Consider the following 22,047-nt stretch of genomic DNA (forward strand, 5'->3'; position numbering starts at 1 on the left):
AAACCGCCCAACCGACCGAAAGCCGCCCGACCGAAATGGTGCGGGAACTGTCGGGCGCAAGGCCCCGGCGTGGCCCGAGGCTGGTACCCATGATCGATGTTAAGGGACTCTGCGAGCCACGCTTCGCCGCGGTCCGTGCGGCGCTCGCCGCCTCGCTCGGCAAGGACGACGTGGGCGCCTCGGTCGCCGTCATGCTCGACGGCGAGCCGGTGGTGGACCTCTGGGGCGGCTACGCCGACGCGGACCGCTCGGCCCCCTGGGAGCGCTCCACCCTCACCTGCGTGAACTCCACGACCAAGAACATGACCGCCCTGTGCGCGCTGATCCTGGCCGACCGGGGCCGGCTCGACCTGTCCGCGCCCGTCGCCGGCTACTGGCCCGAGTTCGGCGCGGCCGGGAAGGAGGGCGTGCTGGTGCGGCACGTGCTGTCCCACACCGCGGGGCTGCCGGCGCCGGCCGGGCTGACCGCGGTCGAGGACCTCTACGACTGGGAGAAGGTGACGGCGGGTCTGGCCGCGCAGGCCCCCGCCTGGGAGCCCGGCACGGCCGCCGGCTATCACGCCCTCACCTTCGGGTTCCTCGTCGGCGAGCTCGTCCGCCGCGTCACCGGCCGCGGCATCGGCGAGTTCTTCGCCGAGGAGGTGGCCGGTCCGCTGGGCGCGGACTTCCACATCGGGCTCCCCGCCGAGCACGACCACCGCGTCGCACCGCTCATCCCGCCGCCGTCACTGACCGACGAGTACGCCGCCGACGCGCCGCCCGGCCGGGACGGCGCACCCCGGCAGACCGGTGGCGCCGCGATCCGGGTCCGGGACGTCAACTCGGTGGCGTGGCGCCGTGCGCAGCTCCCCGCCGTGAACGGCTTCGGCAACGCCCGGTCGGTCGCCCTCGTCCACTCGGTGCTGGCGAACCGGGGTACGGCCGGCGGCGTGCGGCTGCTGTCCGCCCGGGGCTGCGAGCCCGCGTGGCAGGAGCTGTTCCGCGGCGAGGACCGCGTCCTCGGCACGCCGATGTGCTGGACGGCGGGCTTCGGCAAGTTCGGCACCACCTTCGGCTGGGGCGGCTGGGGCGGCTCGCTGGTCGCGAGCGACCCCGAGGCGCGGATGACGGTGGCCTACGTCATGAACCGCATGATCGACCGCGACCGCCAGGACGACGACCGCGGCATGGAGATCGTCATGGCCGCCTACAGCGGCCTGCGCTGACGATCGCCGGGACGGACGGCCTGGCCGGGCCGGGCCGACGGGCGCCCTCTCACCCACCGATCGAGCGCGCGAGCCGGAATCCCACGTCGTCGATCCGCAGCGTCGGGTGGCTGCGGCGGCGGACGGAGGCGCGGCAGCTCCAGTGCTCGTCGAACCAGCCGCCGCCGCGCAGGACGCGGTAGCCGCCGTACACCTCGGCGTCGTACACGTCCCAGCACCACTCCCACACGTTGCCGAGCAGGTCGTACAACCCGTAGGCGTTGGGGAGGAGTCGGCCCACCTCCCGGAGGCGTTCGCCGGAGTTGCCCCGGTGCCAGGCGACCTCGTCCAGGGGGCCGTAGCGCGGGCCGTCCGTCCCGGCGCGGCAGGCGTGTTCCCACTCGGCCTCGGTGGGCAGCCGGTAGCCGTCGGCGGAGCGGTTCCACGTGACGTCCTCGCCGTCCCACCGGTAGGCGGGGGCGAGGCCCTCACGCGCGGAGAGCTCGTTGCAGTACCGGACGGCGTCGAACCACGAGACGCTGTGCGCGGGGTGCCGGTCGCCGGCCACGCCTTCGTACTGCTCGCGGGTGACCGGACAGTCGGCCAGCTCGAACGGTGCGACGTCGAGGGCCCAACTGCGCTGGGTGCGACGGTCGGAGAGCGTGACTCGGCCTGCCGGAACGGTGATCATCCGGTGATCCTACGGTTTCACTGCGGCTCTCCTACGGCGAGCCGGTGACCCTGCGGCCCGCACGCCCGCGGGCGGGCCGCACCGGCGGCGCGCCCCAGGACACCGGCAGCGCCCGCCAGGACACCGGCGCGCTGACCAGGCCACCGGGAGCGGATTGGCCCCGGACAGCGCGCGGGGCCCCGCACTAGGCTCGGGCGGAGTCGATCAACGGAGAAGTCCCATGCACCCCGAACTCGCCGCCGATCTCCGGCGGTTGCCCGAGCTCCTGGAGGAGACCCGGCAGCAGGCCCTCACCTTCCTCGGCGGCCTGGACCGGCGGCCCGTCGTGACGCGGGCGGCTCAGCCCGGCGCCGGGTCCGCCGGGTCCGCCGCGGCAGCCGAGGGGGCCGGCTTCGCCGAGGAGGGCGGAGGGCTGGCGGCGGCGCTGGCGGAGTACGCCGAGCGGTGGGAGCCCCGGCTGTCGGCGAGTGCCGGGCCGCGCTACTTCGGCTTCGTGACCGGTGGCGCGACCCCGGCGGCGCTGGCGGGCGACTGGCTGACCTCCACCGTCGACCAGAACGCCAACTCCTCGCTGGATCCGGCCGGTCAGCACCTGGAGCGGGAGACGGTCGGCCGTCTGCGCGAGCTGTTCGGACTCTCGGCGGCGCACCACGGCACCTTCGTCAGCGGCGCGACCATGTCGAACACGGTCGGGCTGGCGATCGCCCGCGAGTGGCTGGGCGAGCGGCTCGGGGTGGACGTCGCCGAGGACGGGGTCGGCGCGCTCGGCCAGGTGCGGGTGCTGTCCGGCAGCGCGCACTCCTCCGTCGCCAAGGCGCTGTCGGTGCTCGGCCTCGGCCGGACGGCGCTGCGGACCGTACCCGTCCTGCCGGGCCGGGAGGCGGTGGACGTGGCCGCGCTGGAGCGGGCGCTGGCCGGGGCCGACGGGCCGTGCGTCGTGGTGGCCAACGCGGGCACGGTGAACACCGTCGACTTCGACGACCTGCGCGCGATCGCGGACCTGCGCGAGCGGTACGGGTTCTGGCTGCACGTGGACGCCGCGTTCGGCGCCTTCGCCGCGCTGTCGCCGGACCACGCCGGGCTGGTGGCCGGCCTGGACCTCGCCGACTCGGTCTGCGTCGACCTGCACAAGTGGCTCAACGTGCCGTACGACAGCGCGGTGCAGTTCACCCGCCGCCCCGACCTGCAGACCCGGGTGTTCCGCAACGCCGCCGTCTACCTCGGTCCCGCGCCGTCCGCCGGCCCGAGCCAGGAGGGTGAGCACCCCGACCTGGTCCACCTCACCCCGGAGAACTCGCACCGGCTGCGCGCCCTCGCCGCCTGGTTCACCCTGCGCGCGTACGGGCGCGCCGGCCACCGGGAGATCGTGGAGCGCAACATCGCGGGCGCCCGGGCGCTCGGCGCGGCGGTGGAACGGATCGACGGCCTGCGGCTGCTCGCCCCGGTGCGGCTGAACGTCGTCTGCTTCACGCTGGACACGGACCCGACCGCCGAACGGCTCGCCGCCCTCACCGCCGAGCTGGCCGAGGACGCCTTCGTCACCCCCACCCGCTACGCCGACCGGCCCGCCCTGCGCGCGGCGTTCAGCAACTGGCGCACCACGGAGGCGGACGTCCGGCGCACGGCGGAGGCGCTGGCCCGAGCCGTACGGAAGCTGACCGGCGATCAGGACTTCCGCGCCTGACCGACCCCGGGGCCGGTGCCGTTCCCCCGCGCGGCCGGGGGCGCGCACCGGGCTCCCGGGTCAGCCGCGGTCGTGGTCCCCCGTCCCGCCGTCGATCAGCTCCCGCAGGATGTCCAGGTGGCCGGCGTGCCGCGCGGTCTCCGTCGTCATGTGGATCAGCACCCAGCGCAGCGTGACGGTGTTGCCCGACCAGGACGTCCCGAGGTCGTCCAGCGCCAGTTCGTGGATCACCTCGTCCGCGGCGGCCCGCGCCCGGGCGTAGAAGGCCAGGACGTCGGCCGTCGACTCGTGCGGCTCCACCCGCATGTCCGAGGAATCGTCGGCGTCGATGTCGAACGGCAGCGGCCCCGTCTCCCGCCCGAAGGTCTCGCGGAACCAGCCGAGTTCGGCACCGCCGAGGTGCTTCACCAGGCCCAGCAGGTTCGTGCCCGACGGCGTCATCGGACGGCGCAGCTGCTCGTCGTCCAGCCCCTCCACCTTCCACAGCACCGCGTCGCGGTGCCGGTCCAGCGCCGCGTGCAGGCTTTCCTTCTCCCCACCCGTGAAGGGCACTCGTTTGCTCATGCGCGGACCGTAGCAGCCGCCACCGACACACCCGACGCGCGCGCGAGGCGGCCCCGCTCACGGGCGGACCGGCCCTGTTCACGGAGCGGGGCGGCGCCGTTCACGTGACGAGAACCGGCGCCGGGGCGGGATTCGGCCATCCGTACGACACCCCGTACGGACCGCCTCCAGCTGGCCTGATGGCGCCCCCACCGCGCCGGGCCACGAGAAGTCACAGGTGGCGTGCGGGCGGTGTTGGCTCAAAAGGCGCGGAATGATCTCAGCTTCCGAGAATCTCATTGCCCGTGCAGGTGCGCTGATTGAGGATCACTACCGCTTGCCTGTACATGACTACGGCCGACCGTCCGGGCTCCCGCCCGGCGTCCGGCTTCCCGGGGGGATCTCTATGTCGCGGGTGCTCGTTGTTGGCGGTGGCTCCGGTCTTCAGCCGCGGTTGCGCCGGATCGCCCAGGGGGTGACCACCGTCGTCCTGTGCCGGGCGTCGGTCCTGCAGTGGGTGCACCGGTTGGAGGAGAACGAGGCCGTCATCGTGCTCAACGACGCGGCCCCGCTGGAGGCCTGGCTCGCCGCCGCGCGCCACCTGCACCAGGAGTGGCCGATCGACACCGTGGCCTCGCTCGCCGAGATCGACCAGGACAAGGCCGCCGCGATCGCCGAGCACCTCGGCATCGACTTCCACTCCCCCGAGGTCGTGCGCCGCTGCCACGACAAGACCACCATGCGCGAGCAGCTCAACGCCTCCGGCGTGGAGAAGACGCCCTTCCGCCAGGTGGCGAGCGCGGGCGAGCTCGCGGAGTTCTACGCCGAGGTGGGCCCCCCGCTGCTGGTCAAGCCGAGCAAGGGCCGGGCCAGTGCCGGCATCGCCGTGGTCCGCTCCGAGGCCGATGTCGAGCGGGCCTTCACCACCAGCCACGACGCCAGGGCGCCTCGCCTCGAGCACTCCTTGCCGCTGGCCGAACGCTTCATCGAGGGCCCGGAGTTCAGTGTCGAGGTGGTCACCCACCAGGGGCACCACTACGTCTTCGCGATCACCGAGAAGTTCAAGGACGAGGCCACCAAGGTCGAGCTCGGCCACGTGGTGCCCGCCCGCATACCCGACGTCGACGCCGACCGGATCCTGGCCCATGTGCGCGCCTGTCTGACCGCCCTCGGCATCACCAGCGGCATCACCCACACCGAGGTCATTCTCGGAGCCGACGGGCCGGTGCTCGTCGAGACGCACCTGCGCCAGGCCGGGGACGAGATCGCGGAGCTGGTGGAGATCGCGACCGGCGTCGACATCACCGAACTGTTCCTGCGCCAGCTCGCGGGCGAGTCCATCGCCGACCGCGAGGAGGTCGCCTCCCGCGCCGAGCGCCCCCACTACCTGGCTGCCGGGGCGATCCGTTACCTCGCCCCGCCGCAGTCCGGCCGGCTCGCCGGCATCGACGGCCTGGCGGAGGCCCGCGCCCTCGAGGGCGTGCAGGACGTCACCCAGCTCGTCGAGGACGGCTCCGCGCTCAGCGGCCTGCACAGCTCCTACTCCCGCCTCGCCTCGGCCCGGGTCGCGGCCTCCGACGCCGACACCGCCGTCCGCCGTGCCGAGGAGGCCGTGGCCGTCCTCGGCGTCCGCGTGGCAGAAGAGGCATGAGCGCGCGCCTCTCCCCCCGTGCCTCCGTCGTCACCTACCTCACCGGCTTCTTCCTCACCAACATCGGCGTCGGCGGCTTCACCCTGGCCACCGGCCTGGCCTTCTACCAACAGACCGGCAGTGCCTCCACCTTCGGGTTCCTCGTCGCCGTCGAGTACGCCCTCGGCTTCGTCGGCCAGATGGTCGGCGGCAGCATCCTCGACCGCCGCAGTGTGCTCGGGGTGGCGCTGACGTCCAACGCCGTGCGCGGCACGGCGGTCCTGGCCGGCGGCGCCCTGCTGTGGGCGGGCGGCGGACGGCTGCCGCTGGTCGCGGTGTTCCTGGTGTCCGCGTTCATCCGTCCGCTCTACCGCTCGGCCAGCTTCGTCCTGGGGCGCATGGTCAGCCCGCCCGAGGAGCTGGCCCGGGTCAACGCCCTGCGGTTCGGCCTGCTCCAGGCGGCCCAGCTGTGCGGGCTCGGCGTGGTCGCCGGGCTGTACGCCGTCCTCCCGCCCGGTGCGGTGGTCTGTGCCACCGGTGCCTTGCTGCTGGCCGGTACGGCGACCCTGGTCCTGCTGCGGGGGACGGTCGGCGGCGGACCCGAGCGCGGCACCGACGAAGCCCCGGCCGCCGTCTCCTTCTCGGAGAACTGGCGCCAGCTGGGGCGTGTCCTGGCCGACAACCCCGGGCTGCGGGTGCACCTGGTGCTGGGCGGCATGCCCCCCGTGGTGACCTCGCTGGCGACCGTCCTGGTCGCTCCGGTCAACGACGCCGTGCACGGCGGCTCGTTCGGCATCGCCGTGCTGGACGGCAGCGCCTCGGCCGGCGCACTGCTCACCATCCTGGCCGTGCGGCGTCTGGACCAGCGGCGCTCGGCCCTGGTCGGTGTCGCCTGCGCCCTGGCCCTGTGCGGGCTGGTGGCCCTGGCCGTCGGCCGGTCGCTCGTGGTGGCGGGGTTCGCCTTCCTGCTGCTGGGCATCGCCGCCGCCCTGGGCGCCACCAGCCTGGACACCCTGCTGCAGACCCGCGCTTCGGTCGCCATCCTGGGCCGGCTGTCCATCACCCAGGAGTGCGCGACCTCAGTGACCGCCATCGCACTGATCCCGCTGTCCGGACCCTTGCTCCAGGACATCGGGCTGCACGGTGCAGCCCTGCTCTACGGCGGCGTCATCGCCTGTTACCTGGTGGCCTTCGCCCTGGCCACCGCCACCCTGCGCGACCGGCTCTTCGGCCAGGGCGTCGACCCGCGCCCCACCATCAGCCAAGGCGTCGGCCCGCGCCCCACCACCTGAGCCGCACACCACCACCGTCCCCGACCGACCGCCTTCCCCTGCCCGCAGACGGCCGCGCGCCACCCTCGCCCGCGCCGGCCCGCCCGCATGCCTGCCCGCCGACGCGCCGACGTGCCGGGCTCGGGAAGCGCAGCACCCCTCAAGACGGCCACGGCCGTCGTCGCCCGCCACAGAACCCGGAAAGAGGTAGGGAAGCCATGACCGCACTGGACTGGGCCGCCGTCCTGGATCGGCTCTTCGACGCTCCGAACGACCCGCAGGCCCGCGAGTGGGCCGAGCAGGCCGTGGCGGAGGACCGCTGCACCCCCGGCCAGCGCCGGGCCTTCGGGCTGCTCACCGCCGGGAAGGACATCCTGGACCTGCTCACCGAGACCCCCGCCGCGGTGCGCAAGCTCGTCGAGGAGACCGACCCCGAGCGGCTGTCCCTCGCGCCCGCCCCGGGAGAGTGGAGCGCCGGCCAGGTGGTGCACCACTTCGCCGACAACGAGGCCGTCAACGCCGTCCGCATCCGCTCCATCCTCACCGAGGACACCCCGGAGATCTTCGGCTACGACTCCGACCCCTGGACCCGCTTCTTCGACATCGAGCCGGTCGAGGACGCCCTCGCGCGCTTCGAGACCGCCCGCCGCAACACCGTCGCGCTGGCCCGCTCGCTCAGCCCCCAGGACCTGGACCGCCGGGGCGTGCTGTCCTACCGCGGCGCCGAGTCCGTCCGGGTCCTGCTCGCGGTGCTCGCCGGCCACGACAAGGACCACCTCGACCAGCTGCGGTCCGCGGTCGGCGCCTCGCGATGAACCGCGCCGTGACCGCACCCCCGTCCGACTCTTCCGTGCGAAGGACGTGAGTCCATGACGTTCAGCGAACTGCGGCGCAGCGTGCTCGACGCCGACCTGTGCGCCAGCTGCGGCGCCTGCGCGGCCGTGTGCCCCGAGAACGTTCTGACCATCGGCCCGGACCAGACGGTCCCGCTGGCCGCCCCCGGCCTGACCGACGGCACGTGCGGGACCTGCACCCTGTGCACGGACGTGTGCCCCGGGCGGGACACCGGCGTCCCGGCCTCCGAGCGGCGCGTCTTCGGCCGGACGAGGACCGCCGAGGAGCGCTGGACCGGCATCTTCCGGCACTCCTACCGGGCCCGCGCGGGCGCTCCCGCCGTCCACGGCGCGGCCTCCGCCGGCGGCGCCGCCACCGCCCTGCTGGTCGCGGCCCTGGAGCAGGGGCGCATCGACGCGGCGCTGGTCGTCGGGCGGGACCCGGAGCGCCCCTGGGTGCCCATGGCCCGACTCGCCGACACCCCCGAGCAGATCATCGCGTGCGCGCAGGCCAGCTACTGCATCACGCCCAACCTGCAGGTCCTGCGCGACGCCCCGTACGAGCGCATCGGCATGGTCGGACTGGCCTGCCAGATCGAGGCCGTGCAGAAGATGCGCAACCTCCCGGTGCCGCCGCCGGTCGCCGAGCGGATCGTGCTCACCCTGGAGATCGGCTGCGCCTCCAACACCCGGCGGGAGGGTACCGAGCACCTCATCGAGGGGCGGCTGGGCCTGCCGCTGGTGGACGTCACGGGCATGAAGTACCGGGCCGGCACCTATCCGGGCGAGTTCACCGTGCGGGACCGCGAGGGCGCCGAGCACGCCCTGCCCTTCCACGAACTGGTCCTGGAGTTCAAGAACTTCAAGACCTTCCGCTGCCTGGCGTGCCCCGACTGGTGGAGCGGCCTGGCGGACATCTCCATCGCCGACGGCGACCCCAACATCTTCCGTACCAGCCGCGAGGGCGAACGCACCGACAAGGCGTCGGCCGTGCTGACCAGGACGGCCGAGGGCCAGGCCCTGCTGGACGCCGCCGTGGCCGACGGTTCCCTGCTGGTCACGGAGGAGGTCTTCCTGCCCGAGGAGAGCCTGGGCCTGCAGCGCAAGCGGCACCGCTACGCCTCCTACGCACGCGACCGCGCCGGTGAGATCCCCACGTCCCCGGTGGCCGAGGAGGAAGCGGTGGACACCCTGGAGGACGGCGAGTTGATCGAGCTGATGAGTAGGAACCCATGACCCCGCCCCACGCACCCGCACCCGCACCCGCACCCGCACCCGGCGCGCACGTCGGCACCGCCGAGGTCTTCGGCCCGGCCGCCGAGCAGCCCGACCGGGTCCTGGTCGGCCCGCTGCGCGCCGGCACGCCCGCGCCCGCGTGGCTGTACCCGCACCCCGACAAGGCCATCTCCCAGCGGGCGACGATCCTGGCCGCCCTGGCGGACGGCACCTCCCGGCTGTCCAACCTCGCCGACTGCCGCGACGTCCGCGCCAACCTGCGCGCCCTGTCCGGGCTGGGCGTCGCGGTCGAGCCGCTGGGCCCGCGCTCGGTGGCCGTCACCGGCCGGGCCGTCGCCGACATCCGGGCCCGGGGCCTGACCCTGGACGTCGGCAACAGCGCCACCACCTCGCGGCTGCTGCTGGCCCTGCTGGCCGGCAGCGGCGCGAGCTGCACGGTGACCGGCAACGAACTGCTGCGCGCCCGGCCGATGGGCGAGGTCGTCCGGCCCCTGCGGGCGCTCGGTGCGGACCTGGCGGAGCTGGGCGACCCCGACCGGCTTCCGATCCGCGTCACCGGCACCCGCCTGCGCGGCGGCGAGGTCGAGGTCACGGTGGACTCCGCCCAGCCGGTCTCCGCCCTGCTGCTGGCGGCCACGGCCGCCGACGGCCCGGTGCGCGTCCGGCGCCGCACGGCCGCACGCGACCACACCGAGCGGCTGCTGCGCTGGACCGGTGTGCCGGTCCAGGAGAGCGGCACCGACCTGCTGGTCACCCCCCGCCGTCCGACGGCCTTCGACCTGACCGTCCCCGGCGACCCCTCCGCGGCGGCGTTCCTGGCCGCCCTGCACCTGGCGTCGCCGGGCTCGGCGGGGGAACTGACCCTGCGCGAGGTCTGCCTGAACCGGCGGCGCACCGGGTTCCTGCGGGTCGTCGAGGCGATGGGCGCCCGGGTCGAGGAGATCCCGCGGGGCGGTGCCGCCCCGGAGCCGGTCGGGGACATCCGGGTCAGCCTGCCCGGCCCGCTGACCGGCACCGAGGTGTCCGGGCCCGCCCTGGTGCAGAGCTGCATCGACGAACTGCCGCTGGTCGCCGCCCTGGCGACGACCGCCCGCGGGACCACGGTGGTGCGGGACGCCGCCGAGCTGCGCGGCAAGGACACCGACCGGATCGCCTCCGTCGTCGAGCTGCTGCGCGCCTTCGGGGCGTCGGCCCGGGCCACCGACGACGGACTGGTGGTGGAGCCCTCGCCCCTGGTCGCGCCCGCCCGGGTGGACCTGCCCGCCGATCACCGGATCATCTTCGCCGCCTTCGTCCTGGCCGTGCTCTCCGGCGGCACCACCGAGCTGTCCGGCACCGCGGCGGTGGCGACGTCCAACCCGTCCGCGCTCCGCGAGCTGGCGCGCTTCGCCTCGGTGGAGGCGCTGTGAGCGCCCCCGCGCCGGAGCGCTACGCGGTGGTCGCGGGCGGCTCGGGCTTCCTGGGCGCGGCCGCGGCCGAGCGGCTGCGGGTCGACGGCCGGGAGGTGGTGGTGCTGGACCGCGTCGCGCCACGCCGCCCCGGCACCGCCTGGGCGCAGGTCGAGCTGACCGACGAGACCGCGGTGGCGCAGGCGCTGGACGGGCTGCTGCGCGAGCGCGGCGCGCCGGGCGCGCTGGTGCTGTGCCAGGGCTGGTCCCCCAAGGGCGGCGACGGACGGGCGGTCCCGGAGGACCAGGTGCCGCCGGAGCTCTTCCGTCGGGTCCTGGACGTCAACCTGACCAGCTGCTACCTGCTGCTGCGCACCCTGGTGCCCGCCATGGCCGCGGCCGGCGGCGGACGGGCGGTGGCGGTCGGCTCGGCCGCCGCCCACACCGGGCGGACCACCGCCGGCGCCGCCTACGCGGCGGCCAAGGCCGGGGTGGCGTCGCTGGTACGGACCTTCGCCGTGCGCTACGGCCCGGACGGCGTCCTGGTCAACGGCGTCGCCCCCGGCAAGGTCGCCAACCCGGCCTGGCCCGACGACCCCGAGGCCGTCGCCCGCTACCGCGAGCAGATCCCGGCGGGACGCCTGGGCGAGGCCGACGAGCTCGCCGACGTGATCGCCTTCCTCGTGTCCCCCCGCAACACCTACCTCACGGGCCAGACCGTGATCGTCGATGGAGGTCGACTCGCATGACACCACCCCTTTCCACGGCCACCTGGCTGGAGGACCTCACCTGGAGCGAGTTCGAGGAACTGGCCCCGCGGGTGCCCTACTGGATCCTGGTCGCCGGCAGCACCGAGCAGCACGGGCCGCACCTGCCGCTCGGAGCGGACACCCTCGTGGTGCAGCGGCTCGCCGAGCTCTCCTCCGCCCGGCACGGCGCGGTCGTGCTCGGCAGCATCCGCACCGGAGTGCTGCACGCCTTCCAGGACTGGCCGGGCAGCCAGCGGGTGCCCGCCGACGTGCTGGTCGGCCAGGCCACCGCGATGGCGCGGACCGCCGTGCCGCACAGCAACCGCCTGCTCATCCTCAACGGTCACGACGAGAACCACGAGCCGATGCTGCTCGCCGCCCGGGAGCTGGCCGAGCGCCACGGCACCGACGTCGTGGTCGTGGAGTGGGCGCAGCTGGTCAGCGACGTCATCCGCGAGGTCTCCGACTCCACCAGCGAGTCCCACGCCGGGGAGGGCCTGACCTCGGTGTTCCTGCACTGGTACCCCGAGCGGGTCCGCACCGGGCTGATCGCTCCCGGCACCCTGCCGGCCGGCGACCTGACCCGCGACGACCTGCACGTGAGCAAGCGCGCCCACCACGTGGTGCGCTTCCGTCGCGAGGACGTGCCCAGCGGTGTGCTGGGCGACCCGACCGCCGCGGACGCCAAGAAGGGCCGGGCCGTCACGGACGCCCTGGTCGAGCGGGTGGACGCGCTGGTCCGCGAGCGGGGGTGGCTGTGAGCACCCCCGCCGCCGGCGGCGCGGCCGTGGACTCCCTCCAGGTCGTGGCCCGCCGCGAGAGCCCCTCGATGGCCGCCACGATCGGCGCCGACATCGGCGTGGCGCTGGTCCGCGGCCGGGGCAGCCGGGTGTGGGACGAGCAGGGCCGCCCGTACCTGGACCTCACCTCCGGTTCCGGCGTGCACGCGCTCGGCCACGGACACCCCGCCGTGCTCGCCGCCATGCAGGCCCAGCTCGCCGAATTCGCCCACGGCGGCTGGCAGTTCACCTGCCCCGCCCGGGCCCGCCTGACCGAGCGGCTGTGCGCGCTGCTGCCCTGGGAGGACCCGATGGTGCTGTGGTGCACCACCGGCACCGAGGCGGTCGAGGCCGCGCTCAAGACCGCCCGGGCGGCGACCGGCCGCCGCCAGGTCCTGGGCTTCCTGGGCGGCTACCACGGCAAGACCTCGGGTTCGCTGGCGGTCACCGCGAACTCCGCCTACCGGGCCGGGGTCACCGAGCTACCGGTGGCCGGGCTGTCCCTGCCCTACCCGACCGCACCCGGCCACGTGCCGCCGGGTGCCGCGCCCGGCACCGGGCACCGCTTCGGGCAGGAGATCCTCGACCACCCCGACTTCGGTGCCGGCGATGTGGCCGGCCTCATCGTGGAGACGGTGCAGGGCGCGGGCGGCATGCAGGCCGCGGCCCCCGGCCTGCTGTCCGAGCTGCGGTCGTTCACCAGCGAGCGCGGCATGCTGCTCGTCGTCGACGAGATCTTCACGGGCTTCGGCCGCACCGGCGCGATGTTCGGCTTCGCCCACGAGGGCGTCGTGCCCGACCTGGTCGTGCTGGGCAAGGCGCTCGGCGGCGGGCTTCCGGTGTCCGCGGTCGTGGGTCCGCGCGCCCTGCTCTCCGCGCTGGCGCCGCTGCGCCAGACCAGCACCTTCTCGGCGAACCCGGTCGCCTGCGCGGCGGGTCTGGCGGTGCTGGACACCCTGGCCGAGCAGGACCTGCCCGCCCGGGCCGGTGCCGCGGGCGACCGGCTCGTGCGCGCGGTCGGCGCCCTGGACGTCCCGGGCGTGCGGCTGGAGACCATCGGCCGCGGGCTGATGACCGGCGTCCGCGTCGCCGAGGCCCCGGCCGCCGACCGCGGCGCCTTCACGAGCGCCGTGGTGCGGCGGATGCGCGACCTGGGTGTGATCGCCCTGCGCGGCGGCGCGGACGGCGCGGTGGTGAAGTGGACCCCGCCGCTCACCATCACCGACGCGGAACTGGACGCCTCGGTGGCCGCCCTGGCCGAGGCCCTGCACGCCGAGGCGGGGGGCCGCGCGCCAGCCGCCGGCGTCCCGGCGGAGGTGCCCGCATGACCCCCGCACACGCCCCCGGAGCGGCAGGGCTGTTCTGGTGCCGGGTGTTCGCCTCCGGTACGCGGGGCGGCAACCACACCGCCATCGTGCTGCCCGGGGCGCCCACCGCCGACCCGGCCGCGCTGGCCGCCGCGCTGGACGTCCCCGACACCGGCTTCGTCCAGGAGGCCTCGGCGGACCGGGTCCTGCTGCGCACCTTCTCCCCCGTCGAGGAACTCGCCCAGTGCGTCCAGACCTCGCTGGCGGCCGTCGTCGCCCTCGGCGTCCCCGAGGGCACCGCGCACCGGGTCCGGCACCTCGCGGGCGAGGAGCTGACGGTCCACCGGGAGGGCCCGGTCGTCTGGGCCCGCCCCGCCACCGCGCGGCCGCGCCCGGAGGAGACGGCGTGGCCGGACATCGTCCGCGCCGACCCCGACCCCGACCGGCCGCCGGTGGTCCTGCGTCAGGCCCGCAGCCGGCTGCACCTGGGCTGCGCCGACGCCGGACAGCTGGCCGCGCTGGACATCGCGGCGCCGGACGTGCTCGCCCTCTGCGAGGCCACCGGCACCAACGGCCTCGTACTGTCCGCCGCGGAGGACGGGGGCCGGCGCCGGGTACGGGTGTTCACCACCTCGCTGGCCGGTGCCGAGGACTCCGCCACCGGCGGCGCGGTGCTGGGCCTCGGACAGATCGAGGCACGGCACGGCGTACGCGGGGACCTGACCGTCGTCCAGGGCCCGGCCGACCCGGCCCGCCAGGGCCACCTGCGGCTGCGCCTGGCGGGCGCCGACGAGGTGCTGCTCGGCGGAGAGGTCCTGCCGCTCGCCCGAGGAACCCTGGAGCTGCCGTGACCACCTCCACCACCACCCGGGTGTACCGGCGCGTGGCCGACCTGCCCGACCTGGGCCCGCTGCTGCGCGACGCGGTGCTGTACGAGACGCCGGCCTGGCTCGCCTACTGCGAGGCGTCCGCCGGCGGACTGCTGCGTCATGTCGTCCTGGAGGACGGGACCGGCCGCGCCGCGGCGCTGGCCTCGTTCCGGATCGTCCCGGACGACGGCGTGCTCTCGCTGTACGACCTGTCGTCCTTCCTGGCCGGCCCGAGCGGACCGGCCGCCGGCGCCGACGCCCTGTTCCCCAACGCCGTCGCCGCCGTCTCCGGTGCGCACTGCGTGCTGCTCACCGACCCGGACGCGGACGCCGCGACCCGGTCGGCCCAGCGCCGCGCGCTCGCCCGGGCCGTCGCCGACCAGGCCGCCGACGAGGGTTGCGCCGCCGTCGGGTTCCTGTACCTGCGCGACCCCGGCAGCGTCCGGGACGTCGCCGCCGCCCTGGGCGAGGAGGCCTCCGCGCCGTTCCTGGCCGCGGCGCACATGGAACTCGAAGGCGGCTGGGCCGACTTCGAGGGCTACCTGGCAACCCTGCGCAGCCCCCGGCGCAACAAGATCCGGCGGGAGCGCCGCCAGTTCGCCGAGGCCGGGATCACCACCCGAGTGCTGCACGGCACGTCGGCCCTCGACGAGACCACCGCCCGGCTGCAGCTGTCGCTGCGTCGCCGCTACGGCGCCGGCGGCTCCCTGGAGTCGATCCTGGCCGACTACGCGCACCTGCGCGCGAGCGTGGAGGAGCACGTCCGGGTCTTCCTGTGCGAGAAGGACGGGCAGCCCGTCGGCCTGAGCCTCGCCCTGGCCGACGGCGACCGGCTCCACGTGCGGCTGGCCGGCTTCGACTACGAGGTCCTGGGCGAGGACTTCGCCTACTTCAACGCCGTGTACTACGAGCCGATCCTGTGGGGCATCGAGCACGGCGTGACCCGGTACTCCTTCGGCACCGGGACCTACGGCGCCAAGCTGGCCCGGGGCTGCGCCCCCGTCCCCACCTGGGGCGTGGTGCACTGGCCCGCCCCGCTGCGGCGGGCCGCCGCGGCGGCGACCGCCGACCGTCAGGCCGGGCTCTGCGCCGACCTCGGCCTGGACCCGGCCTGGCCCGACACCGCCCTGAAGCCGGGAGACGAGCGATGACCCCCACCCCGACCGGGCCAGGACACCGCCCGCGCATCGCCGTCGTCGACGCCCCCGGCGGCCCGCACCCCTCCCTCTACCTGCCCTCCTTGCTGCGGCACTTCGACGTCGAGGTGCTGTCGCTCGACGTCGAGAGCGGCGGCGCCCGCGAACGCCGCGCCCGGGCCCTGGCCGCGGTGCCCGCCGCCGGGGGCCGGCTGACCACCCTCGGCTCACCCGAGGACCTCCCGGACGCGCTGGCCGAGGCCCTGCGCACCGGCGGCGCCGAGGGCGTGGTCGCCTTCAGCGAGCGGGTGGTGCACGCCGCCCAGCGGGTCGCCTGGCGGGCCGGGCTGCCCGCCAACCCGCCCGAGGCGCTGGACGCACTGCAGGACAAGCGCGCTCAGCGCCGCCTGATGCGGGCCGCGGGCCTGCCCGTGCCGCAGGTGCGCGAGCTGCACGGGCCGCGGGAGGTGCGGGAGGCGGTGCGTTCGGCGGCCTTCCCCGCGGTGCTCAAGCCCGCGGTGGGCATGGGCAGCCTGGCCACCTTCCGGGTCGAGGAGCCCGGCGACCTGCCCGCGCTCTGGGAGACCGCCCGGGCCCTGGCGCACGCCGACGCCCGGGTGGGCCACCTGCGCCCGGCGATGCTGCTGGAGGAGGAGCTGGTCGGCGACCCGCGGCGGGCACGCGACGGGCTCGGGGACTACCTGTCGGTCGAGGCGCTGATGGTCGACGGGGAGCTGTGCGTGCTGGCCGTGTCCGACAAGCTCCCGCTGTCGCGGCCGTTCCGCGAGAACGGGCACATCCTGCCCGCGCTGCGCCCGGCCGAGGAGTGCGAGGAGGCCGTCGCCCACGTCCGGCAGGCCCACGCGGCCCTGGGCATCCGCTTCGGGGCGACCCACACCGAGGTGAAGCTGACCGCCGACGGGCCGCGGGTGATCGAGGTCAACGGGCGGGTGGGCGGCAGCGTCCCCGAGCAGCTCCTGCTGACCGCCGGCTACGACCTGCCGCTGAACCTCGCCCGGACGGCGGTCGGCCTCACCCCCGAGGTCCACCCGGTGCACCGCCGGTGGTCCGCCTACCTCACCCCCCAGCCCCCGTGCGGCCGGCACACCGTCGAGCGCACGCCCACCGCCGCCGAACTGGCAGCCGTGCCGGGCGTCTCCACCGTGCACCACGTGGTCCAGCCCGGCGAGGTCGTCGACTCGGCCGCCGGCACGGCGAGCAACCTGCTGCGGGTGGTGGCCGCCACCGACACCCCGCAGGAGCTGTTCGACCTGGCCGCCCGGCTCGGCGGACCCGACACCTTCACCCTCCGGCCGTTCGACCCCACGAAAGTGAGCGCCACCCATGGCTGACACCCCCCGTCGGATCCGGGTCTTCATCGGGGAGCCGTCCTCGATCGACCCCTGCAACGGTTTCGAGCACGACGGCGCGCTGCTGCTGCGCTTCCTCGCCGACCCCCTGGTGGACTACAGCCCCGCCACCGGCGAGCCCCGGCCCGCCGCCGCGCAGGGGTGGGAGGTGTCGGCGGACGGCCTGCAGGTGGACTTCACCCTGCGGCCCGGCGTGCGCTTCCACCACGGCCGCGAGGTGACCGCGGCGGACTACGTCTACTCGCTGTCGCGGGTCGCCCGTCCGGAGACCGGCTCCAAGCTCGCCTACCACCTCGCCTGTGTGGAGGGCTACCAGGACGTCCGGGACGGCCGGTCCCGGGTCCTCGCCGGGGTCCGCGCCCTGGGCCGGGACGTCCTGCGGGTCACCCTGGTGCGCCCCTTCCACGAGGTGGCCTCGGTCTTCGGACACCGGGTCACCGCACCGGTGCCGGCCGAACTGGCCGAGGCCGACGCCGAGCTGTTCCGCGTGCACCCGGTCAGCACCGGCCCGTACCGCGTCCTGGAGCCGTGGCGGACGGGCCGCGGCCTGGTCCTGGAACGCTTCGAGGACTACTACGCCGCCAACGGCGCCTTCCCGGACGGCGGCGCGGGCCACGCCGACCTGCTGGACTTCCGCATCTACGAGGAACTGGAGGACGCCTACCAGGCCTGGCACCGCGGCGAGCTGGACGTGGTCAAGGTCCCGCCGGCGCGCATCCCGGACTCCCTGCCGCTGGGCGAGCGCTTCCGCCGCACCCCCTGCGCGCTGATGCAGTACATCGGGTTCCCCACGGACGTGGCGCCCTTCGACGACCCGGCGGTGCGCCGGGCGGTGGCGATGGCCGTGGACCGGCAGGCCATCATCGACACCGCGTTCAGCGGCACCCGGCCGCTGGCCCAGCGCATCCTGCCGCCGGCCCTGGCCGGGCAGGACGACGCCGACCTCACCGCCGTGCGCTACGACCCCGCGGCCGCCCGTGCACTGCTGGCCGAGCGCGGCGTCGGACCGGTCACCACCGAGTTCGCCTACAACGCGGGCCTGGGGCACGACCAGTGGGTGGAGAGCGCCGTCGCGCAGCTGAACGAGAACCTCGGCTGGCACATCACGCCCCGGCCGATGGTCTGGCCGGAGTTCCTGCGCTGGCTGGGGCGCGCGGACACGCTGTTCCGGATGACCTGGGCCATCGACTACCCGTCGGCGGACAACTTCCTCTACCCGCTGTTCCACTCCGCCTCGATCGGCGACGACAACTTCACCCGGTACCGGGAACCGGAGGTCGACCGGCTCATCGACACCGCGCGCGCCACCGCGGACGGCGCCAAGCGGCAGGCGCTGTACGCCGAGGCCGAGGCGCGGGCCTGCGCCGACCTGCCGCTGCTGCCGCTGTGGTTCGGCGTCCAGTACCACCTGGTCGCGCTGGACTCCTTCGACGTCGACGGTCCCGTGGTGGACCTGTTCGGCGAACCCGTCCTGCGTTCCTTCCGTCCGAAGGCCTGACGGCCCGGGCGGCTCCCCACCAGCCGAGGACAGACCGACCGTGACCACCACCGCCCACCGCGACCAGCCCGACACCGCAGCCCCGGAGGACCGCACCGAGACCTACGAGCAGGCCTCCCCCGCCACCTCCGCCGCCGACCGGCCCCACGCCGGCCACGCCGACGCCGCGGAAGCCCCGCGCGATCCGGCCCTGTACGGCGTCTGACACCGCCACGGGTGCCTTCGCGCCGCCGCGCGGAGGCACCCGCCCGACCACCGGGCGATGTCCCGACCGGCACCCCGACGTCCGGGCCCGGTGCCGGGCGGCCCGGGAGTCGGGGCAGGCAGGCACCGGGCGGGCCGAGCGTCCGAGCCCGGCCGGGTCGACCCTCCGGTCCGCCCAACACGCCTGCCGCGCCTTGACCTTCACACCGGTGTGAAGCCCGATGATGCTCCCATGACCACCACGCACTTCGACCCGTACGCACTGCTCGCGCAGAGCCGCCTCGGCATCCTCGCCACCATCAAGGCGGACGGCCGGCCCCAGCTCTCCCCCGTCCTGCCGTTCTACGACCGGGAGGCGAACGTCATCCTGGTCTCCACCCGGGACGGGCTCGCCAAGACCGCCAACCTGCGCCGGGACCCGAGGGTCAGCCTGGAGGTGACCGGGCCGGACGGGCGCTCCTGGGTGACCGCCGAGGGCGTCGCCACCCTCACCGGCCCCGGCACCGACCCGGACGGCCCCGAGGTCGAGGCGCTGGTCGACTACTACCGCCGCGCCGCCGGGGAGCACCCCGACTGGGCGGAGTACCGCGAGGCGATGGTCTCCGACCGCCGGGTGCTGCTCACCATCCCGGTCGACCACGTGTACGGCACCCGCCTCTGAGGTCTTGCGGGGGCCGGGGACATCCGGGAGCTCCTCGGACGTCCGGGCCCGGTGCGGCCACCGTGTGGGGGGCGGTGGCCGCACCGGGCCCGCTGTGCGCCGGGCTCCGGTGGACCCGGCTCAGCGCAGCGTCGCGGTGACCACCGTGGCGTCCAGGTCCTCCTGCCGGCTCGCCTCCGCCGTCAGCCCGGCCGCCCGGGTGACGGCGAGGGCCGTCGCCACCTGCCGCTCGCTGGTCTCGAACAGCAGCGATCCGCCCGGCGCCAGCCACGCCGGCGCCGCCGCGGCGACCCTCCGCAGCACGTCCAGGCCGTCCGCGCCGCCGTCGAGCGCCGGCCGGGCCTCGTGCAGCCGCGCCTCGGGCGGCAGCAGCGCGATGTCCCCGGTCGGCACGTACGGCACGTTGGCGATCAGCACGTCCACCCGGCCGCGCAGCGCCTCGGGCAGGGCGTCGAACAGGTCGCCCTGGTGGACGGCGGCCGCGGTGCCGGCCAGGTTGCGGCGGGCGCAGCGGACCGCGTCCGGGGCGGTGTCGGCCGCGTGGAGCTCGATGGGGTGGGCCGCGCCGGCCGCGACGGCGGCGGCCAGCGCGCCGCTGCCGCAGCACAGGTCGAGCACCACCGCGCCGGGGCCGCGGGGCGGCCCGGTCAGCGCGGTGGCGGCGGCGGCCAGGAACTCGCTGCGGCGGCGCGGCACGAAGACGCCCGGGTCGACGGCGATCCGCAGACCGGCGAACTCGGCCCAGCCGACGACGTGTTCGAGCGGCCGCCCGTCGGCCCGGGCGCGGACCATGGCGGCCAGTTCGGCGGGCGAGGCGGCGGCGCTGAGCAGGATCCGCGCCTCGTCCTCGGCGAAGACGCATCCGGCGGCGCGCAGCCGGGAGGCCACCGAGGAACGGAGAGCGGCGGAGGAGAAGACCGGCAAGAGAACCCCTTCGGGGTGAACGGGAGGAGGTGAACGGAGGAGGAGAACTCCGTCGGGGCTCCCGCAGGGCCGACGCCGTGTCGGCGCGCCACCCGCGCTACGCGCGCGAGGCGCCCGCACGGCCGCGCTCCGGGAGCACCCGCTCGGACGTTCCGGTCATGGGTCTCACCTCCCTGAGTCGCGGTCATACATCGGCGTCGGCCACCCTACCGCACCGCCGGTCGCGGACGGTCGGACGATTCCGGGGGCTGGCCCGCTCGCGCGCCGGGCGCGCCGGGGGAACACGCGCCGGGCGGAACAGGCCCCGGGCGCGCGGGGCGGATCACGCGCCGGTCAGGCGGGTTGCGCCGCCGGCGGCCTGGTGCGGTAGGCGTCCGCCGTGCCCGGCGGGACAAGGCAGGGCAGCAGCCAGTCCCAGAGGGCGCCGACCCGACGGGCCCGCTCCTCGGCGGGGCAGCCGTCGGCGAACACCACCTCCAGGCCGCACGCCGCCGCCACCAGCAGGGTCTCCGGGCCGGGCCCGCCCGCCCGCTCGCGCAGCTCGCCCGCGCGGCGGGCTCCGGCCAGCAGGTCCCGGACGACGCCGGCCCAGACGCTGTGGAAACCGCGCAGGCCCGCGAAGGCCGGCCAGAGGTCCACCGACCCGGCCCCGGCGTCACCGAACCGCAGCTCCACCGGCCCGGCCGCACCCGGCCTGGTCTCGCCCCGCCTCGGCCCGCCCGCCCCGGCGCCGCCCGACCCGGGCCGCAGCTGCCAGCCGCCGTCCTCGCGGCCGAGGCGGAACGCGGCCCGGACCACCGGGTCCGCCCCCAGGGCGTCGACCAGCCAGTACCCGGCGTCGATCAGCCCCTGGAGCGGTGAGGCGGCGGCGCGCCGCTCTCCGCAGGCCGACCGCAAGGAGCGCTCGGCCTGCTCGAACACCGCTCTGGCCAGCTCCTCCTTGGAGGCGAAGTGGAAGTAGAGCGCTCCCTTCGTCACTCCCGCGGCTGCCGCGATCTCCCCGAGGGTGGCACCGGCGTAACCACGGCGGTCGAACAGCCCCGCCCCCGCCTCCACCAGCCGCCCGCGCGTCCGTTCCGACCTCTCCTGGACCACCCGTCCCACAACCCCTCACGACGACAAGCACGTTCCGCCCGGACCCGGCGATGGCCGGGCGGCGCCGGGTCCTCCGACCGGCTTCCTCAGCCCACCCGGCTGAGCCGGGCCACCGCGGCCTGCGGCACCGCGCTGGACGCGACGGCCGGTTCACGCTCCGCGCGGTCCGCCCCGACGACCCGCTCCGCGCCCGTGGGCCGCTCCGGAGCGGCGAGCAGGATGGAGCGCTGCAACCGGCGCAGCCCGGCCGAGGGCTCCATGCCCAACTCCCGCACCAGGGTGTTCCGTAGGCGCTGGTAGGCCTCCAGGGCCTCGCCGCGGCGCCCGGAGCGGTGCAGGGCGACCATGTACTGGCCGTGCAGGCTCTCGTGGGTGCGGTAGCGGTCGACCAGGACGGTCAGTTCGGCGAGCAGCACCCGGTGACGGCCGAGGCGCAGGTCGGCGTCGATCCGCTGGTCCAGTGCGCAGAGCCGGGTCTCCTCCAAGCGCTTGGCCTCGACGGCGAGTTGGCCGCCGACCGGGACGTCCGCGAAGGCCGGTCCGCGCCACAGCGCGAGCGCCTCGCCGAGCATCCGGGCGGCCAGCGGGTGGTCCTCGCCGTCGATCGCCCGGTAGCCCATACCGGCCAGCCGCTCGAACTCCCGGACGTCCGTCATCCCGCCGCCGCTGTTCAGCATGTAGCCGCCGGGCGAGGTCACCAGGACGTCCTTGGCGCAGGACACCCCGGTCTGCGCGCCGGCCTCGGCGAGCGCCCGGTCGATCAGGTCGCGCAGTTGCAGGACGTAGGTCTGCACGGTGGTGCGCGCGCTGCGTGGCGGACGGCCGGACCACAGCTCGTCGGCCAGCACCCCCGCCGGTACGACCTGGTCCGCGCGGAGCGCCAGCAACCCCAGCACCTGACGCGGCTTCGGTGCCGACGGCACCACTGACACCCCGCACACCCGGACGTCCAACGCCCCGAGCACCCGAATTTCCACGATGACCCACCCCAATCA

Annotated in this window: 21 protein-coding genes; 16 read left to right on the top strand and 5 right to left on the bottom strand. The window is 75.5% G+C overall.

The window, feature by feature from the left end; translation table 11 throughout:
* Positions 1–89 precede the first annotated feature (89 nt).
* Positions 90–1,205, top strand: a complete 1,116-nt coding sequence (locus ACIRD3_RS13020) for a serine hydrolase domain-containing protein (RefSeq protein WP_402214844.1) — start codon at positions 90–92, stop codon at positions 1,203–1,205.
* A gap of 49 nt (positions 1,206–1,254) precedes the next feature.
* Here ACIRD3_RS13020 and ACIRD3_RS13025 read toward each other — a convergent pair whose 3' ends face one another.
* Positions 1,255–1,875: a formylglycine-generating enzyme family protein gene (locus ACIRD3_RS13025; protein WP_402214846.1), complete on the bottom strand. Its 621-nt coding sequence runs from the start codon at positions 1,873–1,875 to the stop codon at positions 1,255–1,257.
* 220 nt (positions 1,876–2,095) lie between these two features.
* Between ACIRD3_RS13025 and ACIRD3_RS13030 the strand changes: the two genes are divergently transcribed.
* Positions 2,096–3,559, top strand: a complete 1,464-nt coding sequence (locus ACIRD3_RS13030; RefSeq protein ID WP_402214848.1) for a pyridoxal phosphate-dependent decarboxylase family protein — start codon at positions 2,096–2,098, stop codon at positions 3,557–3,559.
* A 60-nt stretch (positions 3,560–3,619) separates the two neighbouring features.
* Here the strand turns inward: ACIRD3_RS13030 and ACIRD3_RS13035 are convergent, their stop codons facing one another.
* Complete coding sequence (locus tag ACIRD3_RS13035; protein ID WP_402214850.1) at positions 3,620–4,123, bottom strand: DinB family protein; 504 nt, start codon at positions 4,121–4,123, stop codon at positions 3,620–3,622.
* Positions 4,124–4,577: 454 nt separating this feature from the next.
* On the opposite strand from ACIRD3_RS13035, the gene ACIRD3_RS13040 reads away from it, so the two are divergent.
* The 14 genes from ACIRD3_RS13040 (at position 4,578) to ACIRD3_RS13105 (ending at position 19,033) form a co-directional block, all read left to right on the top strand.
* A complete protein-coding gene (locus ACIRD3_RS13040; RefSeq protein WP_402214852.1) occupies positions 4,578–5,753 on the top strand; it encodes an ATP-grasp domain-containing protein in 1,176 nt (391 codons plus the stop codon).
* On the top strand, positions 5,750–7,024 hold the full coding sequence (locus ACIRD3_RS13045; protein ID WP_402214854.1) for an MFS transporter: 1,275 nt from the start codon (positions 5,750–5,752) through the stop codon (positions 7,022–7,024). The genes ACIRD3_RS13040 and ACIRD3_RS13045 overlap by 4 nt, the downstream gene beginning before the upstream one ends.
* Positions 7,025–7,221: 197 nt before the next feature.
* Positions 7,222–7,818: a DinB family protein gene (locus ACIRD3_RS13050; RefSeq protein ID WP_402214856.1), complete on the top strand. Its 597-nt coding sequence runs from the start codon at positions 7,222–7,224 to the stop codon at positions 7,816–7,818.
* A gap of 54 nt (positions 7,819–7,872) precedes the next feature.
* Positions 7,873–9,072, top strand: coding sequence for a Coenzyme F420 hydrogenase/dehydrogenase, beta subunit C-terminal domain (locus tag ACIRD3_RS13055; protein WP_402214858.1), 1,200 nt, complete (start codon positions 7,873–7,875; stop codon positions 9,070–9,072).
* On the top strand, positions 9,069–10,481 hold the full coding sequence (locus ACIRD3_RS13060) for a 3-phosphoshikimate 1-carboxyvinyltransferase (RefSeq protein ID WP_402214860.1): 1,413 nt from the start codon (positions 9,069–9,071) through the stop codon (positions 10,479–10,481). Before ACIRD3_RS13055 ends, ACIRD3_RS13060 begins: the two co-directional genes overlap by 4 nt.
* Entirely contained in the window at positions 10,478–11,209 is a 732-nt protein-coding gene (locus ACIRD3_RS13065; RefSeq protein WP_402214861.1) for an SDR family NAD(P)-dependent oxidoreductase, read from the top strand. The genes ACIRD3_RS13060 and ACIRD3_RS13065 overlap by 4 nt, the downstream gene beginning before the upstream one ends.
* Positions 11,206–11,970 (top strand): creatininase family protein, encoded by a 765-nt coding sequence (locus ACIRD3_RS13070; protein WP_402214863.1) that lies wholly within the window; start codon positions 11,206–11,208, stop codon positions 11,968–11,970. Before ACIRD3_RS13065 ends, ACIRD3_RS13070 begins: the two co-directional genes overlap by 4 nt.
* Positions 11,967–13,316 carry an aspartate aminotransferase family protein gene (locus ACIRD3_RS13075; RefSeq protein ID WP_402214865.1) on the top strand — a complete coding sequence of 450 codons (1,350 nt, stop codon included), beginning with the start codon at positions 11,967–11,969 and terminating at the stop codon, positions 13,314–13,316. The genes ACIRD3_RS13070 and ACIRD3_RS13075 overlap by 4 nt, the downstream gene beginning before the upstream one ends.
* Positions 13,313–14,146, top strand: a complete 834-nt coding sequence (locus ACIRD3_RS13080; protein WP_402214867.1) for a PhzF family phenazine biosynthesis protein — start codon at positions 13,313–13,315, stop codon at positions 14,144–14,146. The genes ACIRD3_RS13075 and ACIRD3_RS13080 overlap by 4 nt, the downstream gene beginning before the upstream one ends.
* Positions 14,143–15,315, top strand: coding sequence for a GNAT family N-acetyltransferase (locus ACIRD3_RS13085; protein WP_402214868.1), 1,173 nt, complete (start codon positions 14,143–14,145; stop codon positions 15,313–15,315). The genes ACIRD3_RS13080 and ACIRD3_RS13085 overlap by 4 nt, the downstream gene beginning before the upstream one ends.
* The gene (locus tag ACIRD3_RS13090) at positions 15,312–16,652 is read left to right on the top strand and encodes an acetyl-CoA carboxylase biotin carboxylase subunit family protein (protein ID WP_402214870.1); all 1,341 of its coding nucleotides are present in this window, start codon (positions 15,312–15,314) and stop codon (positions 16,650–16,652) included. The genes ACIRD3_RS13085 and ACIRD3_RS13090 overlap by 4 nt, the downstream gene beginning before the upstream one ends.
* Positions 16,645–18,168, top strand: coding sequence for an ABC transporter substrate-binding protein (locus ACIRD3_RS13095; protein WP_402214872.1), 1,524 nt, complete (start codon positions 16,645–16,647; stop codon positions 18,166–18,168). The genes ACIRD3_RS13090 and ACIRD3_RS13095 overlap by 8 nt, the downstream gene beginning before the upstream one ends.
* A 40-nt stretch (positions 18,169–18,208) precedes the next feature.
* A complete protein-coding gene (locus ACIRD3_RS13100; RefSeq protein ID WP_402214874.1) occupies positions 18,209–18,373 on the top strand; it encodes a hypothetical protein in 165 nt (54 codons plus the stop codon).
* A 231-nt stretch (positions 18,374–18,604) separates the two neighbouring features.
* Entirely contained in the window at positions 18,605–19,033 is a 429-nt protein-coding gene (locus ACIRD3_RS13105) for a PPOX class F420-dependent oxidoreductase (protein WP_402214875.1), read from the top strand.
* 120 nt (positions 19,034–19,153) lie between these two features.
* Here ACIRD3_RS13105 and ACIRD3_RS13110 read toward each other — a convergent pair whose 3' ends face one another.
* The 3 genes from ACIRD3_RS13110 to ACIRD3_RS13120 all read right to left on the bottom strand — a co-directional run bounded on the left by ACIRD3_RS13110 (position 19,154) and on the right by ACIRD3_RS13120 (position 22,029).
* Positions 19,154–19,957, bottom strand: a complete 804-nt coding sequence (locus tag ACIRD3_RS13110) for a putative protein N(5)-glutamine methyltransferase (RefSeq protein WP_402214877.1) — start codon at positions 19,955–19,957, stop codon at positions 19,154–19,156.
* 333 nt (positions 19,958–20,290) lie between these two features.
* Positions 20,291–21,052 (bottom strand): TetR family transcriptional regulator, encoded by a 762-nt coding sequence (locus tag ACIRD3_RS13115; protein WP_402214879.1) that lies wholly within the window; start codon positions 21,050–21,052, stop codon positions 20,291–20,293.
* Positions 21,053–21,138: 86 nt separating this feature from the next.
* On the bottom strand, positions 21,139–22,029 hold the full coding sequence (locus ACIRD3_RS13120; protein ID WP_402214881.1) for a BTAD domain-containing putative transcriptional regulator: 891 nt from the start codon (positions 22,027–22,029) through the stop codon (positions 21,139–21,141).
* Positions 22,030–22,047: the final 18 nt, after the last annotated feature.

The sequence above is a fragment of the Kitasatospora sp. NPDC093550 genome, assembly GCF_044764985.1.
Taxonomy (GTDB): domain Bacteria; phylum Actinomycetota; class Actinomycetes; order Streptomycetales; family Streptomycetaceae; genus Kitasatospora.

Excerpts from the sequence above, each read along its gene's own strand:
- ACIRD3_RS13020 (WP_402214844.1), top strand. The coding sequence starts at position 90 with ATGATCGATGTTAAGGGACTCTGCGAGCCACGCTTCGCCGCGGTCCGT.
- ACIRD3_RS13025 (WP_402214846.1), bottom strand. The coding sequence starts at position 1,875 with ATGATCACCGTTCCGGCAGGCCGAGTCACGCTCTCCGACCGTCGCACC.
- ACIRD3_RS13030 (WP_402214848.1), top strand. The coding sequence starts at position 2,096 with ATGCACCCCGAACTCGCCGCCGATCTCCGGCGGTTGCCCGAGCTCCTG.
- ACIRD3_RS13035 (WP_402214850.1), bottom strand. The coding sequence starts at position 4,123 with ATGAGCAAACGAGTGCCCTTCACGGGTGGGGAGAAGGAAAGCCTGCAC.
- ACIRD3_RS13045 (WP_402214854.1), top strand. The coding sequence starts at position 5,750 with ATGAGCGCGCGCCTCTCCCCCCGTGCCTCCGTCGTCACCTACCTCACC.
- ACIRD3_RS13050 (WP_402214856.1), top strand. The coding sequence starts at position 7,222 with ATGACCGCACTGGACTGGGCCGCCGTCCTGGATCGGCTCTTCGACGCT.
- ACIRD3_RS13055 (WP_402214858.1), top strand. The coding sequence starts at position 7,873 with ATGACGTTCAGCGAACTGCGGCGCAGCGTGCTCGACGCCGACCTGTGC.
- ACIRD3_RS13060 (WP_402214860.1), top strand. The coding sequence starts at position 9,069 with ATGACCCCGCCCCACGCACCCGCACCCGCACCCGCACCCGCACCCGGC.
- ACIRD3_RS13070 (WP_402214863.1), top strand. The coding sequence starts at position 11,206 with ATGACACCACCCCTTTCCACGGCCACCTGGCTGGAGGACCTCACCTGG.
- ACIRD3_RS13080 (WP_402214867.1), top strand. The coding sequence starts at position 13,313 with ATGACCCCCGCACACGCCCCCGGAGCGGCAGGGCTGTTCTGGTGCCGG.
- ACIRD3_RS13090 (WP_402214870.1), top strand. The coding sequence starts at position 15,312 with ATGACCCCCACCCCGACCGGGCCAGGACACCGCCCGCGCATCGCCGTC.
- ACIRD3_RS13095 (WP_402214872.1), top strand. The coding sequence starts at position 16,645 with ATGGCTGACACCCCCCGTCGGATCCGGGTCTTCATCGGGGAGCCGTCC.
- ACIRD3_RS13105 (WP_402214875.1), top strand. The coding sequence starts at position 18,605 with ATGACCACCACGCACTTCGACCCGTACGCACTGCTCGCGCAGAGCCGC.